Genomic DNA, 15,345 nt, shown 5'->3' with positions numbered 1-15,345 from the left:
AGTGATGAGGATGTGACTAAAATGATTGAATCTAAAAAAAGATGGAGAATGGGACGACCAGATGAACAAGTCGTTCAACATTTACAGCAAACATTAAAAATCCCAGCTGTGTCCGCAAAACTACTGGCCTCTCGAGGCTTTACAGATACTGAACTAACGAAAGCATTTTTATATATGGATGAAACCACCATGCATGATCCTTATCTTTTGTACGATATGGAGAAAGCCGTCACACGTATTAAAAAGGCAATAGACAACGATGAGCTGATTTTAGTGTACGGTGACTACGATGCCGATGGGGTTACAAGTACAACTGTGATGATGACCGCTCTTCAACAACTAAATGCACATGTGACATTCGCGATTCCAAATCGATTTATTGATGGGTATGGACCGAGTGAGCGTCTGTTTAAAGAAGCGTACGAAGATGGTGTGAATTTAATTATTACCGTGGATAACGGAATTTCGGGAATCAGTGAAATTCAATTCGCGAAAGATTTGGGTATGGATGTGATTGTAACGGATCACCATGAACCGGGCGACATTCTTCCACCTGCTGATGCTATTATCCATCCAAGGCATCCGCTTGGTAGTTATCCATTCGGTGAGCTTGCTGGAGTTGGTGTGGCATTTAAAGTTGCTCATGCCTTGCTTGGTGAAGTTCCTAAACAACTGTTTGAATTAGTTGCGATCGGGACAGTAGCCGATTTGGTTTCTTTACAAGATGAGAATCGTTATTTTGTTCAAAAAGGAATTCAACAACTCCGAACTACCTCTCGTCCAGCCATTAAAGCACTGTGCCAAATTGCTGGAACTGAACAAAATCTAATTGACGAAGAAACGATTGGTTTCTTGTTCGGTCCGCGAATCAATGCACTTGGACGTCTAGCTGAGGCAGCACCAGGAGTCGAGATGTTTTTAACAACCGATTCAGTCACAGCGGCTTCACTTGCTAAAGTACTAGATACACATAACAAAGAACGTCAAGCGATTGTTAGTCAAATGACTGAAGAGGCAATGGCTATGGTGGAATCGGGTGAAATTGGTCAAGATCCGCTTGTGATTATTGTGGCGAAAGAGGGGTGGAATCCAGGAGTCGTAGGGATTGTGGCTTCTCGTCTTGTGGAAAAATATTACCGTCCAACGATTGTTCTAGGAATTGATTCGGAAAAAGGAATTGCTAAAGGTTCTGCACGTAGTATTGAAGGGTTCCATTTATTTAATGAACTTGCGAAAAACCGTGATATCCTGCCTCACTTTGGGGGGCATCCAATGGCCGCGGGGATGACGCTTCAGCTGGAGTATGTAGATCTTTTAAGGGAACGTTTACAACAGCAAGCTCAGGAAACCTTGTCAGAAGACGACCTACAACCGATCCAACAAATCGACATTTCTATTAGCTTGGATGAAATTGATTTAGCGACGATTGACTCGTTAAAACAACTTGGACCTTTTGGTATGGATTTTCCAAAACCGATGTACTGTATTGAAAAAGTCAATGTATCTTCCATGAGAAAAATCGGTGCCAATCAAAACCATGTAAAAATGGAACTTGCCACTGGTCCTCATACGCTGGATGCAGTAGGGTTTAGTAAAGGTCATTTAGCTGATGAAATCACTCCTGGTGTAGCTGTGTCCTTTATTGGTGATCTTCAGGTCAATGAATGGAACGGGCGTAAGAAACCACAATTCATGATTGAAGATGTCCAAACGGATGAATGGCAACTATACGATATTCGTGGGATTCGCCAAGTGAATCGTTGGAGTCAAATGATCCAAGCGGAACAAACATTGTATCTGGCGTTTAATAAGAAAACTGTCCAACATTTTGAATCGCTTTTAAATATAGAGATTACGCTCATTTCTGAAAATCAAGAAATGCCATCTCCAAAACCGTATATCGTTTTACTCGATACTCCTCAAGAGGAACGGATGTTGGAGACAATCTTGACGCATATTCAACCGAAGCGTATTTATGCTCATTTTTATGCACCAGACTCAAGCTATTTCGAAGGCATGCCTAGTCGTGATCACTTTAAATGGTATTTTGGATTTTTAGCAAAACGTCCTTCATTTGACTTGCAGGAGCATGTAAATGAGCTGGCAAAACACAAAGGTTGGAGCCCAAGTACATTATTTTTTATGACAGAGGTGTTTTTTGAGCTTGGTTTTGTTAAAATAAACAATGGACGAATTGACATGCAAAAAACGACCGAAAAACGGGACCTTGCAACGGCAACAGTCTATCAATTGCGCGAAAAACAAATTCAACTTGAACAAAAGTTGATCTATGCACCATATATGGAACTAAGACAATGGTTTGATGAACGGCTTGCCAAGCAGCCCGTTCGCGAGGAGGAGCAGTAATGGATTTAAAGCAATATGTAACAATAGTAGAAGATTGGCCAAAACCTGGAATTCGATTTAAAGATATTACAACCATTATGGATAATGGGAAAGCATTCAAATATGCGACGGACCAAATCGTAGAATACGCGAAGACTGTCAACGCAGATATGATTGCAGGACCCGAAGCTCGCGGATTTATAATTGGTTGTCCTGTTGCTTATGCGATGGAATTAGGTTTTGCTCCTGTACGTAAAGAAGGAAAACTGCCTCGTGAAGTAATTCGTGCGGAATATGCGCTAGAATACGGATCAAATGTTTTAACAATGCACAAAGATTCAATCAAACCTGGTCAACGCGTAATCATCGTAGACGACTTACTTGCAACGGGTGGTACGGTTGAAGCAACGATTAAAATGATCGAACAAATGGGCGGAATCGTTGTCGGGTGTGCATTTTTAATCGAGTTAACATACCTTAATGGTCGTGAAAAATTAAAAGGTTACGACATTTGTACGTTAATGCAATATTAAGCTTATAAAGGATGGACTTTACGAGTCCGTTCTTTTTTTGAACTGAAAAACAGCTGAAAATTTAACGGATTTCAGTATAAGAAAATACAACAGATTAAACCATCGTGGGTGCAAACTGTGTTTTTCTAATATACAATAGACTTTATATACATATTTCGAAAAGTGAATGGAGTCTGGTGAATCAACATGGCGAAAGACCAAGTATTAACTGTTGAAGAAGTGTTCGCAATTGTCGCTACGTACATGAATGACAAAAACGTTCAAATTGTCAAAAAGTCGTATGAAATGGCGGAATACGCTCATCGGGAACAATTTAGAAAATCGGGGGAGCCATATATTATCCACCCAATTCAAGTAGCGGGGATTTTAGCCGAACTACAAATGGATCCTGCAACAGTAGCTGCCGGTTTTTTACATGATGTCGTTGAAGATACCGAGATCCTAAGAGAAGATCTCGTTCGTGAATTTAGCGAAGAAGTGGCTATGTTAGTTGAGGGTGTCACAAAGTTAAGCAAAATAAAATATATGTCAAAAGAAGAACAGCAAGCGGAAAATCATCGTAAAATGTTCGTTGCAATGGCACAAGATATCCGCGTGATCTTAATAAAACTGGCAGACCGTCTACACAACATGCGTACTTTAAAATTCCAACCGGTCGAAAAACAACGGATTAAAGCGAGTGAAACACTTGAAATTTTCGCTCCCCTTGCACATCGCTTAGGAATTTCTACTATAAAATGGGAATTAGAAGATATCGCGTTACGCTATCTAAATCCACAGCAATATTACCGAATTGTGAATTTGATGAAACGTAAGCGAACAGAACGTGAAGAATATTTAAATCATGTCATGGAAGATATCAAAGTTGAATTAAGTGATGTAGAAATCGCGGCCGATTTATTTGGTCGACCTAAACACATCTACAGCATTTATAAAAAAATGGTACTCCAGAACAAACAATTTAACGAAATCTATGATTTACTTGCTGTGCGAATAACGGTAGAAAGCATCAAAGATTGTTACGCGGTTCTTGGGATCATCCATACACTTTGGAAACCAATGCCTGGTCGTTTCAAAGATTATATTGCCATGCCTAAACAAAATTTATACCAATCGCTTCATACAACGGTTATTGGCCCCCAAGGCGATCCATTAGAGGTGCAAATTCGTACAATTGAAATGCATCGCATTGCTGAATTCGGAGTTGCTGCTCACTGGGCATATAAAGAAGGCAAGACGGTTGAACCTACTAATAAATCTGTTGACTCGAAACTTACCTGGTTCCGTGAAATTTTGGAATATCAAAGTGAGTCTTCAAATGCGGAAGAATTTATGGAATCTCTGAAATTCGATTTGTTCTCAGATATGGTCTATGTATTTTCGCCAAAAGGTGATGTATTGGAACTTCCTGCTGGTTCTGTACCGATTGATTTTGCATACCGAGTTCACTCGGAAATCGGCAATAAAACAATCGGTTCTAAAGTAAACGGGAAAATGGTACCGCTAGATACAAAATTAAAGACTGGCGATATTATCGAAATATTAACGTCCAAACAATCCTTTGGTCCAAGTCGGGATTGGTTGAAAATTGCTCAATCGTCACAAGCAAAAAATAAAATTAAACAATTCTTCAAGAAGCAACTTCGTGAAGACAATGTCCATAAAGGGCGGGAAATGATCGAAAAAGAAATTAGAGTACAAGATTTTGATGTGAAAGAAGTACTGGTTAACGAAAACATTAAACGTGTGTGTGAGAAATTCAATTTTGCAAGTGAAGAAGATATGTATGCTGCAGTTGGTTTTAATGGGATTACTGCTCAACAGGTTGTGAATCGATTAGCAGAAAAAATGCGAAAAATTCGGGATCATGAAGTAGCCTTAGAAAAAATCACCAAAGAAATGAACACACCAAGCTTGCGCAAAGCGACTGAATCCGGCGTAATTGTTAAAGGAATCGATAACTTGCTTATCCGATTATCCCGTTGTTGTCGTCCTGTACCAGGAGATGATATCGTGGGATTCATCACGAAAGGGCGCGGTGTTTCTGTTCACCGTTCAGATTGTCCAAATGTACATGACGAATATACGAATGAACGAATTATTGATGTTGAGTGGGGTCAAACATTAGCCACGACTCGTAAAGAGTATCAAGTTGATATTGAGATTTCCGCTTTTGATCGTCCGGGATTATTAAATGAAGTGATGCAAGTCGTCAATGAATCAAAAACGAATATTTCTGCAGTTAGCGGGAAAGCGGATCGTGATAAAATTGCGACGATTAATATGACGATACTGATTGTCAATATTGCACATTTGCATCGGGTTGTGGAACGCATTAAACAAATACCGGATATTTACTTTGTGCAACGAATGACGAACTGAGGAATTGTTTAGTTATGAGAGTCGTATTACAACGTAGTTTACAAGCAAAAGTAGAAGTAGACGGTGAAATCACTGGACAAATTGAAAAAGGGTTTGTTCTGCTCGTTGGCATAACGCATGAAGATACTAAAGAAGATGTACGTTATGTAGCGGAAAAAGTAGCCAATCTTCGGTTATTTGAAGATGAAGAAGGGAAGATGAATCACTCGATCTTTGAAGTGGGTGGTTCCATTTTATCCATTTCACAATTCACCTTATATGGTGATACGCGTAAAGGGAGACGTCCAAGTTTTAGTGAAGCGGCGAAACCAGATATAGCAAAACCGTTATGGGAATTCTTTAACGAAGAACTTCGAAGACTGCAATTACATGTCGAGACCGGAGTTTTCGGTGCAATGATGAAGGTATCACTCACCAATGATGGTCCGGTTACGTTAATTGTTGAATCTAAATAAAATGATAAAAAATGCTCGTCCACTAAATTGTGGGCGAGCATTCTTTTCGATTTGAATTAATCTAATTGGTCATCAAAATAGTTAACGACGCCATTATAAATACCCAATGTAGCTTGTTCTCTAAATTGTTCAGTCGTTACCGCACGCTCTTCCGATAAGTTACTCAAGAATCCTAATTCGATTAAAATTGCTTGTTGACGATTTTCTCGTAATACGAGGTAGTTCCCGGGTTGAGTGCCACGATCACGCAATGAAATTTTTTCTCCTAGGGATTCATGGACACTTCTTGCTAAGCCTTTTTGATAGCCATGCATGTAGTACGTAGTAAATCCGTTGATGGAACTACTATCAGTTGCATCGTAATGAACGCTGATAAAGGCATCAGCAGCTAGTTGATGACCGATGGCTACGCGTTTACGCAAGTCCACATACACATCAGAGTTACGAGTCATCACGACAGTTGCACCGGCTGCACGCAGTTTACTAGCTAACATTTCCGACGTACTCAACGTGATGCCTTTTTCGTCTGTTCCTCGAGCACCCGTGGTTCCATGATCATTTCCTCCGTGACCTGGATCAATGACGATGGACAACCCTTTTAAGGTCCCTTTTTTTCGTTCTTCTTGTTTTTGTTGTTGTGGTTCTTCTTCTGTAGAATTTGAAGAGACAACCCAGTTCGCAATAAACCCTGTTGCCCCATCAGGCGTTTTTATCTCATACCAATCACCACTTTGTCCAACCGTACTAAATGATTCACCCGCATTGGCTCGATACACCACTTCACTCGAAGTGGATGGATTTGAGCGAATGTTTGTCCCATTATGCAAAATTAAGATTGCCTTTGATTCTACCGGTTTACTAACTTGAACTTTTTCAGTGGTGCTAGTAGCAGCTGAAGCTGTGAACGTTCCATAAAATGAGTAGACCCATCCGCTTTCATTTTTAGAAAGTTGGATTTTCACCCAATTATGTTGTTTTTCAAGCACTTTGTAACGTTCACCTTGGCTGATCCGTCCTACTTTCTTGGCAGATAAGTCTGCTTTAGAGCGGACATTTAAGCTATTTACAGATACTTCAAATTGATTGCTATTCGATACTTGGGGTGTTGCAGGTTTCGATTCGTTTTGTTGGATTGTTATGTATTCTTTTGCTACAAAACCTTGAACTTGGTTAACTGAAATTTCAACCCAATTCCCATGATCGCGAAGTAGTGTGGCTTGTTGACCCGCTGATAGCTGTGTCAGCACAGCAGCATCAGTGGAACCTTGCGAACGAACATTTAATCGGTCAACTTTTGATACGACAAATTGTCCGGATTGTTGATTCTTTTCTCCAAGTTGCTTTGTATACCATGAAGCTACCCAGCCTTCAGCAGAGCCTTTTCGAACCTTAATCCAATCATTTTGTTGGTCAAGAACCAGCATACGATCACCCCTCTGAAGTGAAGCGATAATCGGATAGGCTAGACCAGGACCCGATCGCATATGCAAATTTGATACGGTTGATTGGACTTCTGCGCCACCTGCTTGTGTGTTTGATGGCAAAGTCAGGGATAATAATAAAATAATGGCTAATAATATGTTTATGTGTTTTTTAAGATGAAATTTTCTCATTATTTCCTCCTTTCCTTCATTGTACTGATTGAGTCACAAAAAAACTATCCCTTTTTGAAAAAGGTTGACTTTCTTTTGAACAGTTATTAAGATAAGGTATAATCTGAAACAAACAAAGTGCCAATGACCAAGAAAGTAGCTGTTTAATACGCTGTCAAGAGAGGGAAAGACGTGGCTGAAATCTTTCCTACAGAAGCACTCAGTGAACAACACTTGAAAGGCTTTTCGTCGAAACATACGAAATGTATGTAGTAGGCGAAAACGGAACCGGCCGTTATCCGGACTTGAGAGGACACAAGAATTTTGTGTCAACTAGGGTGGAACCGCGGAAGCTTACAATAGCTCTCGTCCCTTGCGTATGTGCGCGAGGGGCGGGAGCTTTTTTATTTTGTCAATGAGAGGAGCCCATTACATGTCGATTAATGTGCCAAGAGGAACGAAAGATTTATTACCGGGTGAAACAGAGAAATGGCAAGCAGTAGAACAACTCATTCGCGATACGTGTAATTTATATCAATACAAAGAAATTCGAACGCCAATTTTTGAACATACCGAACTATTTACTCGAAGTGTTGGGGATACAACAGATATCGTTCAAAAAGAAATGTACACCTTTACAGATAGAGGAAATCGTTCATTAACATTGCGTCCAGAAGGAACGGCATCAGTTGTTCGTTCATTTGTAGAAAACAAATTATTTGGGTTGCCAAATCAACCTGTTAAATTGTACTACATGGGACCGATGTTCCGTTATGAACGACAACAAGCAGGACGCTATCGTCAATTCGTACAATTCGGAATCGAAGCAATAGGCAGTAAAGATCCCGCAATTGATGCAGAAGTAATGGCATTAGCGATGAGCGTATATAAAAAGGCTGGATTGAAAAAGATTAAGTTAGTCATTAACTCGCTGGGTGACTTGGAAAGCCGACAAGCACATCGAGATGCACTGATTTCACATTTTGCTCCCCATATCGAAGGTTTTTGCACGGATTGTCAAAATCGCTTGCAAAAGAATCCTCTTCGCATTCTGGACTGTAAAGTGGATCGTGAAAATCCATTAATGAGCACAGCACCGAAACTACCTGATTACTTAAATGAAGAGTCTGCAGCCTATTTCGAGAAAGTAAAACATTACTTGGACATATTACAGGTTGGATATGAATTGGATCCGAACTTAGTGCGTGGTCTTGATTATTACAATCATACAGCATTCGAAATCATGAGTGAAGGCGAAGGTTTTGGTGCCATTACGACACTTGCCGGAGGCGGCCGTTATAACGGACTTGTTGAAGACTTAGGTGGTCCCGAGGCTCCAGGAATAGGTTTTGGGATGAGTATTGAACGACTACTATTGGCATTAGAAGCTGAAGGATTAAATTTCTCAATTCTTGATGCATTGGATATTTATGTAGTGGCAATGGGTGAAGCAGCAAAAGATAAAGCTGTATCATTCGTATCGGAACTCCGTCAACACAATATCTCTGCAGAAATGGATTATTTGGACCGTAAAGTAAAAGCACAAATGAAGTCAGCCGATCGTCTAAATGCAAAATTCTCTGTTGTCATCGGAGATAATGAACTGGAGACTGGCAAAGTTTCTTTAAAATATTTAGCAACCGGTAAACAACAGGAAATGACATTTGAAGAAATTGTACAAAACTATAACGAAATCGTAATTAAAGCAATGGGGGAATTAGCATGACAAAACGTACACATCCATGTGGAGAAGTAGCAGAACAAGCAATCGGACAACAAGTGGTATTAAAAGGATGGGTACAAAAAAGACGTGACCTTGGTGGACTCATTTTCGTTGACCTCCGTGACCGTACAGGGATTGTTCAAATCGTAATCAATCCCGCAATCTCTGAGGAGGCCCTGGTAATCGGTGATAAACTTCGCAATGAATATGTAGTTGAAATAAGCGGTGAAGTAGTTGCACGTCAAGAGTCCCAAGTAAACCCGAACATGAAAACGGGTCGTATTGAAGTGCAAGCAACTCAAGTTACTGTCATCAATGAAGCAAAAAACCCACCTTTCGCTATTGAAGATAAAACAGATGTCAATGAAGACTTACGATTAAAATATCGTTATTTGGACCTTCGTCGTCCTGTAATGTATGACACATTAAAAATGCGTTCAGAAGTAACAAAAGCGATTCGTCGTTTCTTGGATGAAGAAGCATTCCTGGAAGTGGAAACACCAATTTTAACGAAATCAACACCTGAAGGAGCACGTGATTATTTGGTGCCAAGCCGTGTTCACGAAGGAGAATTTTATGCATTACCTCAGTCGCCACAATTATTCAAACAAATGCTGATGGTATCAGGAATTGAAAAATATTACCAAATTGCCCGTTGTTTCCGTGATGAAGATTTACGTGCAGATCGTCAACCGGAATTCACACAAATCGATATGGAAATGAGTTTCATGTCAATGGACGAAATTCTGGAACAGAACGAACGCATGATGAAAAAGGTCATGAAAGATGTAAAAGGCATCGAGATCGAAACACCATTCCAACGTATGAAGTATACAGAAGCAATGGACCGTTTTGGTTCAGATAAACCAGACGTTCGCTTTGGCTTAGAATTACAAGACGTTTCATCATTGGTTGCAGATTCTTCATTTAAAGTTTTCGCGGGGGCTGTTGAAAACGGAGGACAAGTAAAAGCAATCAACGTCAAAGGTGCTGCAGCTAACTATTCCAGAAAAGATATTGATGCATTAGGTGTCTTTGCGGCAGTTTATGGAGCAAAAGGTTTAGCTTGGTTAAAAGTAGATGAAGAAGGACTAAAGGGTCCAATCGCTAAATTCTTTGAAGGTGAAGCCGGGGAGAAATTGGCAGAGACACTTCAAGCCGAAGCTGGAGACTTATTATTATTTGTGGCTGATAAAAAATCGGTTGTTGCCGATTCTTTAGGTGCTCTACGCTTGAAATTGGGTAAAGAACTTCAGTTGATTGATGAAAGCAAGTTTGCATTCCTTTGGGTCGTTGACTGGCCGTTATTTGAATACGACGCTGAGGATGGGCGCTATTATGCAGCACATCATCCATTCACGATGCCATTTGTCGAGGACATCGAATTAATGGATTCAAATCCAGCGGAAGTACGTGCTCAAGCGTACGACTTAGTATTAAATGGCTACGAACTTGGTGGGGGATCATTACGGATTTATGAGCGTAATATTCAAGAAAAAATGTTCAGCATTTTAGGATTCTCAAAAGAAGAAGCGACAGCTCAATTTGGATTCTTAATGGAAGCATTCGAATATGGAACCCCTCCACATGGTGGGATTGCCTTTGGTTTAGACCGGATTGTTATGATACTGGCTGGTCGTACAAACTTACGCGACACAATTGCTTTCCCTAAAACAGCGAGTGCGAGTGACATTTTAACGAAAGCTCCAAGTCCAGTTTCTGAGGAACAATTAAAAGATTTATCATTAGCGATAAATCTTCAGAAAAATGCAAAATCGGTTGAATAAGTGGTTGAATTTCTAAAATAGCTATGATAAGATACTTGTAACACGAATCCTGATGTGTTCGTTTATTGCCAATCGCTTTTGACCGAACAATTATATCGTCGGGAATCCTCCTTTCGTAATGGCAAACATGCCCCCAGGGGACTTTTAAAGTTATGAAGTGGATACCCACCTGCTGTTTGCGGGTTCAAAACGATACCATAATGACGGCACAATTGGGATTCGTCCTTTCATTATGTATAATCCCTCTAGCTATCTATAAGGCTAGGGGGTTTTTATTGAGTATAAATCCGACTAAAAAGATATAGATTGAGAGGTAAAAAAATGTTACATCAGTTTTCAAGAAATGAATTAGCCGTCGGTAAAGAGGGCGTAGATTTATATAGAAACACCACCGTCGCAATACTTGGTGTTGGTGGCGTAGGTTCTTTTGCTGCTGAGGCTTGTGCACGTAGCGGCATTGGAAAAATCATTCTTGTCGATAAAGACAATGTGGATATTACAAATATCAATCGCCAATTAGTTGCATACACATCAACAGTAGGTCGCTCTAAATCGGAAGTCATGAAAGAACGAATATTGGATATTAACCCTGAGTGTGAAGTACATGATTTACATATGTTCTACACTGAAGAAACATTTGAAGAATTTTTCAGTCATAACCTGGATTACGTCATAGATGCATCAGACACGATCATTTACAAAATCCATTTGATGAAAGAATGTTTAGCACGCGGAGTGAAAATGATTTCAAGCATGGGAGCAGCAAACAAAACTGACCCAACAAGATTTAAAATCGCCGACATTTCAAAAACAAATACAGATCCATTAGCGAAAATCATCCGCACAAAACTCCGTAAAGATGGCATTCGCAAAGGTATTCCTGTAGTCTTCTCTGATGAAAGCCCGATTGTCGTTCGAGAGGATGTAGTTGGCACAGTAGGGAAACCAGACGCAACAATTCGAAAAGCAAAAATGCCTCCATCGTCGAACGCTTTTGTTCCATCCGTTGTAGGATTAATCGCAGCAAGTTGGGTTATTAACGATATAACAAAAGAAATTCCTGTGAAACGAATTCGTTCATAAAAAATCAGCCCCTCACGATATGGAGGGGTTGATTTTTTGCGTTTTAATGGGAATTTTCTATAGCGGCAACATTTTTTGAGATGATAGTCGCAACTTGCATGATTTTTGTCGCAACTTTTCGGTTTTATGTCGCAACTCTCTTGGTATTGGTCGCAACTTCTCTGTTTTATGTCGCAACTCTTCAATTTTGGATTAATCTTCGTGATTCGTCTTCGAATTGTCACCAATCTCTTGATAACTTGATCAACAAATGTCGTAACCTGATCAACTATTGGTCTAACCTGATCAACTAACCATTTTTCTCCTAATCCCCTCACACTTCATCGTACAAAAAAGGTTTTCAACAAAAAAAACCTGAATCACTTTCGATTCAGGTCTTTTTCCCTTTAAAGCTCTCTAACTTATGATAGATCCCAGCAAGTTTCTTCTCCTCACCTGCAACTACGGGAGTGTAAAACTTCGAACCGAGTAAGTTGTCAGGCAAGTACGTTTGATTTGCCCAGCCCCCAAATGTTCCTATCGGTGTGTTGTGCGGGTACACATATCCTTCATGCCCAAGTGCTGCTGCACCAGCGTAGTGAGTGTCTTTTAGGTGACTTGGAATGTCCCCAACTTTTCCTGCATGAATGGACGCAATAGCTGCATCGATCGCTTTATACGCTGAATTGGATTTCTCAGAAAGACACATCTCTACAACGGCATTGGCCAGTGGTATGCGTGCTTCTGGTAATCCCAATCGTTCGGCGGCTTGTATGCTTGCCAGTACATGTCCACCGACAGCAAGATTTGCGACGCCGATATCTTCATATGCCATTACGAGAAGTCGTCTTGATACAGCAACTAAATCTCCATTTTCGAGTAAATGGGCTAAATAATACATGGCTGCATTGACGTCACTTCCACGGACTGATTTTTGCAGAGCTGACAGTAAATTGTAGAAATGCGATCCTTTTTTGTCACCGAAAACGCCAATACGTTCGACTAAGTTTTGCAAAAGAGATTCGTCCACAATAGTGACACCATCTTCTTCATCAGATGCAGAAACAACGGATTCAAGTAGCGTCAACGCCTTACGTGCATCTCCATTTGCTGCTTCAGCAATTTTCAGTTGCTGTTCTTCGGTTATTTGAATGGTTTGGCGACCAAGTCCTCGTTTTTCGTCACTTAGTGCACGTTCGATCAGTGTTAATAAGTCTTGAGCCGATAAACGTTTTAGTTGTTTGATTTCACCACAGCGAGAACGAATCGCGGGGTTTACATCATGGAATGGATTTTCAGTCGTCGCCCCGATCAATACAATCGCACCACTTTCAACATGCGGTAGCAATGCATCTTGTTGCAATTTATTAAAACGATGGATTTCATCCAAAAACAACAATACTTTTCCTGTCACACGGGATTCCGCAACAACATCTTCAATATCTTTCTTTCCTGACCGTGTAGCGTTTAAAGCAATGAACGGGAGGTTACATGTCCCAGCTATTGCATAAGCAAGGGATGTCTTGCCAATTCCTGGTTCACCGTATAACAACATGGAGGGCACATGTCCATGATCAATCATCTTATATAAAGGAGTGTTTTTTCCAATAATGTCCTGTTGTCCAGCGATTTCATCTAATTTTTGCGGTCTCATGCGATAGGCAAGTGGTTCATTTTGCAACCTGAGCACCTCCTAAATTCGTACGTTTGTTCTCTATTATACGTGTTTACTTGTGAAAAGTCATTACACAGGCGATTGGTCGGAAATGTGCTATACTGTAGGAATGAATTTGAAGGATTTCTTGAGGTGATTAACGTGAAAATTTCGACAAAAGGTCGTTATGGTTTAACGATTATGATTGAGTTAGCCAAGCATATGGGAGACGGTCCTTTGCCACTCCGTAAAATAGCAGCAGACAATGATTTATCAGAAGCTTATTTGGAACAATTAGTCTCACCACTGCGAAATTCTGGGCTTGTCAAAAGTGTTAGGGGAGCACACGGAGGATATATGTTGTCAAAACCTCCACATTTGATTTCTGCGGGGGATGTGATTCGTGTCTTAGAAGGGCCGATTCAACCAGTTGAAGGAATTGAAAATGAACCACCTCCACAGCGGGAATTATGGCTCCGCATACGTGATGCGGTAAAAAACGTTTTGGATACGACAACAATCGAAGATTTAGCAGCTTATGAAGATACACCGTCTGATGACGGATACATGTATTATATATAAAGGAGTACGAGATGAATCGAATATACTTAGATCACGCAGCGACATCGCCCGTGCATCCAAAAGTCATTGAAAAACTCGTTATAACAATGGAACAAGACTTTGGCAATCCATCCAGCATCCACGCTACAGGTCGTGATGCACGAAAACAATTAGATAAAGCTCGAGATCGTCTAGCGGCGAGTATCGGGGCTAATGATCACGAGATTGTGATGACGAGTGGTGGTACCGAGGCGGATAATTTAGCGATTTTCGGAACGGCATATGCCCGCAGAAAAGATGGCAATCATATCATTACTTCTCAAATTGAACATCATGCGGTTTTGCATGCGTGTGAAAAGTTGGAGAAAGAAGGATTTGACGTCACGTATTTACCTGTTAACGAACATGGACGTATATCCATAGAGGATGTCAAACAAGCATTGCGTGATGATACGATATTGGTGACGATTATGCTTGGAAACAATGAAGTAGGAGCAATTCAACCGATTCGAGAAATTGGTGAATTGTTACAGGAGCATTCGGCAACTTTCCATACGGATGCAGTTCAAGCATACGGATTATTGCCGATTTCAGTGGATGAGTTAAAGGTTGATTTGTTATCTGTGTCGTCGCATAAAATCAATGGGCCAAAAGGAATTGGCTTTATGTATCAACGTAAAGGGACAAGACTAAACCCCCAAACATTCGGTGGTCAACAAGAACGAAAACGTCGTGCGGGAACAGAAAATGTACCTGGCGTATTAGCATTTGCAGAAGCTGTATCGATCTCTCAGCAAACCATGGTAAAAAAACGAAAACTTTATGAGCAATTCAAAGAAACGATGGTTTCCACATGGACTCAGGAGGATTTAGCTTTCGAAGTAAATGGAGATGAGAAGTATACACTTCCACACATTCTAAATGTAAGTTTTAAAGGGACTGATGTGGAATCGTTGCTCGTCAATTTAGATATGGCAGGCTTGTCTGTTTCAAGTGGTTCGGCGTGCACAGCAGGGTCAATTGATCCTTCTCACGTGTTAGTGGCCATGTTTGGGGAAAAAGCAAATCAACTTCGTAACTCCATTCGTTTTAGTTTTGGTTATGGTGTCACACTGGAAGATATTCATTTAGCTGCACAACGAACAACGGATGTCGTAAAAAGACTCGTTAAATAGTAGTAGTTATTATAGAGTTGGTATACAATAATTCTTTTCTTGATTAACACAGGAGCATAAAGTTGGTTACTCGAA

General features: G+C 40.4%; 11 protein-coding genes, 1 other RNA gene and 1 other annotated feature. Of the genes, 10 read left to right on the top strand and 2 right to left on the bottom strand.

Translation table 11 applies throughout. The annotated features are described in order from the left end of the window. The first annotated feature begins 21 nt into the window (after positions 1–21). From recJ to dtd, 4 genes are all read left to right on the top strand, one after another. Positions 22–2,367, top strand: coding sequence for a single-stranded-DNA-specific exonuclease RecJ (recJ, locus tag GY23_RS05570; protein WP_075618176.1), 2,346 nt, complete (start codon positions 22–24; stop codon positions 2,365–2,367). Continuing rightward, positions 2,367–2,879 carry an adenine phosphoribosyltransferase gene (locus tag GY23_RS05565; protein ID WP_075618175.1) on the top strand — a complete coding sequence of 171 codons (513 nt, stop codon included), beginning with the start codon at positions 2,367–2,369 and terminating at the stop codon, positions 2,877–2,879. Before recJ ends, GY23_RS05565 begins: the two co-directional genes overlap by 1 nt. Positions 2,880–3,065: 186 nt before the next feature. Then, entirely contained in the window at positions 3,066–5,261 is a 2,196-nt protein-coding gene (locus tag GY23_RS05560; RefSeq protein WP_075618174.1) for a RelA/SpoT family protein, read from the top strand. Between the two features lie 14 nt (positions 5,262–5,275). After that, entirely contained in the window at positions 5,276–5,716 is a 441-nt protein-coding gene (gene dtd, locus GY23_RS05555; protein ID WP_075618173.1) for a D-aminoacyl-tRNA deacylase, read from the top strand. A 56-nt stretch (positions 5,717–5,772) separates the two neighbouring features. Here the strand turns inward: dtd and GY23_RS05550 are convergent, their stop codons facing one another. After that, positions 5,773–7,329, bottom strand: a complete 1,557-nt coding sequence (locus GY23_RS05550) for an N-acetylmuramoyl-L-alanine amidase family protein (protein WP_075618172.1) — start codon at positions 7,327–7,329, stop codon at positions 5,773–5,775. 114 nt (positions 7,330–7,443) lie between these two features. Then, positions 7,444–7,685: a binding site (T-box leader), on the top strand. A 56-nt stretch (positions 7,686–7,741) separates the two neighbouring features. Between GY23_RS05550 and hisS the strand changes: the two genes are divergently transcribed. The 4 genes from hisS (at position 7,742) to GY23_RS05530 (ending at position 11,901) form a co-directional block, all read left to right on the top strand. Further along, positions 7,742–9,034, top strand: coding sequence for a histidine--tRNA ligase (hisS, locus tag GY23_RS05545; protein WP_075618171.1), 1,293 nt, complete (start codon positions 7,742–7,744; stop codon positions 9,032–9,034). Further along, positions 9,031–10,818, top strand: coding sequence for an aspartate--tRNA ligase (gene aspS, locus GY23_RS05540; protein WP_075618170.1), 1,788 nt, complete (start codon positions 9,031–9,033; stop codon positions 10,816–10,818). The genes hisS and aspS overlap by 4 nt, the downstream gene beginning before the upstream one ends. A 43-nt stretch (positions 10,819–10,861) precedes the next feature. Beyond that, a non-coding RNA gene (gene ssrS, locus GY23_RS05535) (6S RNA) lies at positions 10,862–11,041 on the top strand. 98 nt (positions 11,042–11,139) lie between these two features. Beyond that, positions 11,140–11,901: a tRNA threonylcarbamoyladenosine dehydratase gene (locus GY23_RS05530; RefSeq protein WP_075618169.1), complete on the top strand. Its 762-nt coding sequence runs from the start codon at positions 11,140–11,142 to the stop codon at positions 11,899–11,901. Between the two features lie 370 nt (positions 11,902–12,271). Here GY23_RS05530 and GY23_RS05525 read toward each other — a convergent pair whose 3' ends face one another. Further along, positions 12,272–13,561: a replication-associated recombination protein A gene (locus GY23_RS05525; protein WP_075618168.1), complete on the bottom strand. Its 1,290-nt coding sequence runs from the start codon at positions 13,559–13,561 to the stop codon at positions 12,272–12,274. A 135-nt stretch (positions 13,562–13,696) separates the two neighbouring features. On the opposite strand from GY23_RS05525, the gene cymR reads away from it, so the two are divergent. Beyond that, a complete protein-coding gene (gene cymR / locus GY23_RS05520; RefSeq protein ID WP_075618167.1) occupies positions 13,697–14,116 on the top strand; it encodes a cysteine metabolism transcriptional regulator CymR in 420 nt (139 codons plus the stop codon). Positions 14,117–14,127: 11 nt separating this feature from the next. Continuing rightward, the gene (locus GY23_RS05515) at positions 14,128–15,270 is read left to right on the top strand and encodes a cysteine desulfurase family protein (protein WP_075618166.1); all 1,143 of its coding nucleotides are present in this window, start codon (positions 14,128–14,130) and stop codon (positions 15,268–15,270) included. Positions 15,271–15,345 lie beyond the last annotated feature (75 nt).

It is taken from the genome of Paenisporosarcina indica (assembly GCF_001939075.1).
GTDB lineage: Bacteria > Bacillota > Bacilli > Bacillales_A > Planococcaceae > Paenisporosarcina > Paenisporosarcina indica.
This window is presented reverse-complemented; position numbering and strand designations above follow the sequence as displayed.

Bases quoted from the DNA above. Each gene is read 5' to 3' on its own strand.
- recJ (WP_075618176.1), top strand. From the start codon at position 22: ATGATTGAATCTAAAAAAAGATGGAGAATGGGACGACCAGATGAACAA.
- GY23_RS05565 (WP_075618175.1), top strand. From the start codon at position 2,367: ATGGATTTAAAGCAATATGTAACAATAGTAGAAGATTGGCCAAAACCT.
- GY23_RS05560 (WP_075618174.1), top strand. From the start codon at position 3,066: ATGGCGAAAGACCAAGTATTAACTGTTGAAGAAGTGTTCGCAATTGTC.
- dtd (WP_075618173.1), top strand. From the start codon at position 5,276: ATGAGAGTCGTATTACAACGTAGTTTACAAGCAAAAGTAGAAGTAGAC.
- GY23_RS05550 (WP_075618172.1), bottom strand. From the start codon at position 7,329: ATGAGAAAATTTCATCTTAAAAAACACATAAACATATTATTAGCCATT.
- hisS (WP_075618171.1), top strand. From the start codon at position 7,742: ATGTCGATTAATGTGCCAAGAGGAACGAAAGATTTATTACCGGGTGAA.
- aspS (WP_075618170.1), top strand. From the start codon at position 9,031: ATGACAAAACGTACACATCCATGTGGAGAAGTAGCAGAACAAGCAATC.
- GY23_RS05530 (WP_075618169.1), top strand. From the start codon at position 11,140: ATGTTACATCAGTTTTCAAGAAATGAATTAGCCGTCGGTAAAGAGGGC.
- GY23_RS05515 (WP_075618166.1), top strand. From the start codon at position 14,128: ATGAATCGAATATACTTAGATCACGCAGCGACATCGCCCGTGCATCCA.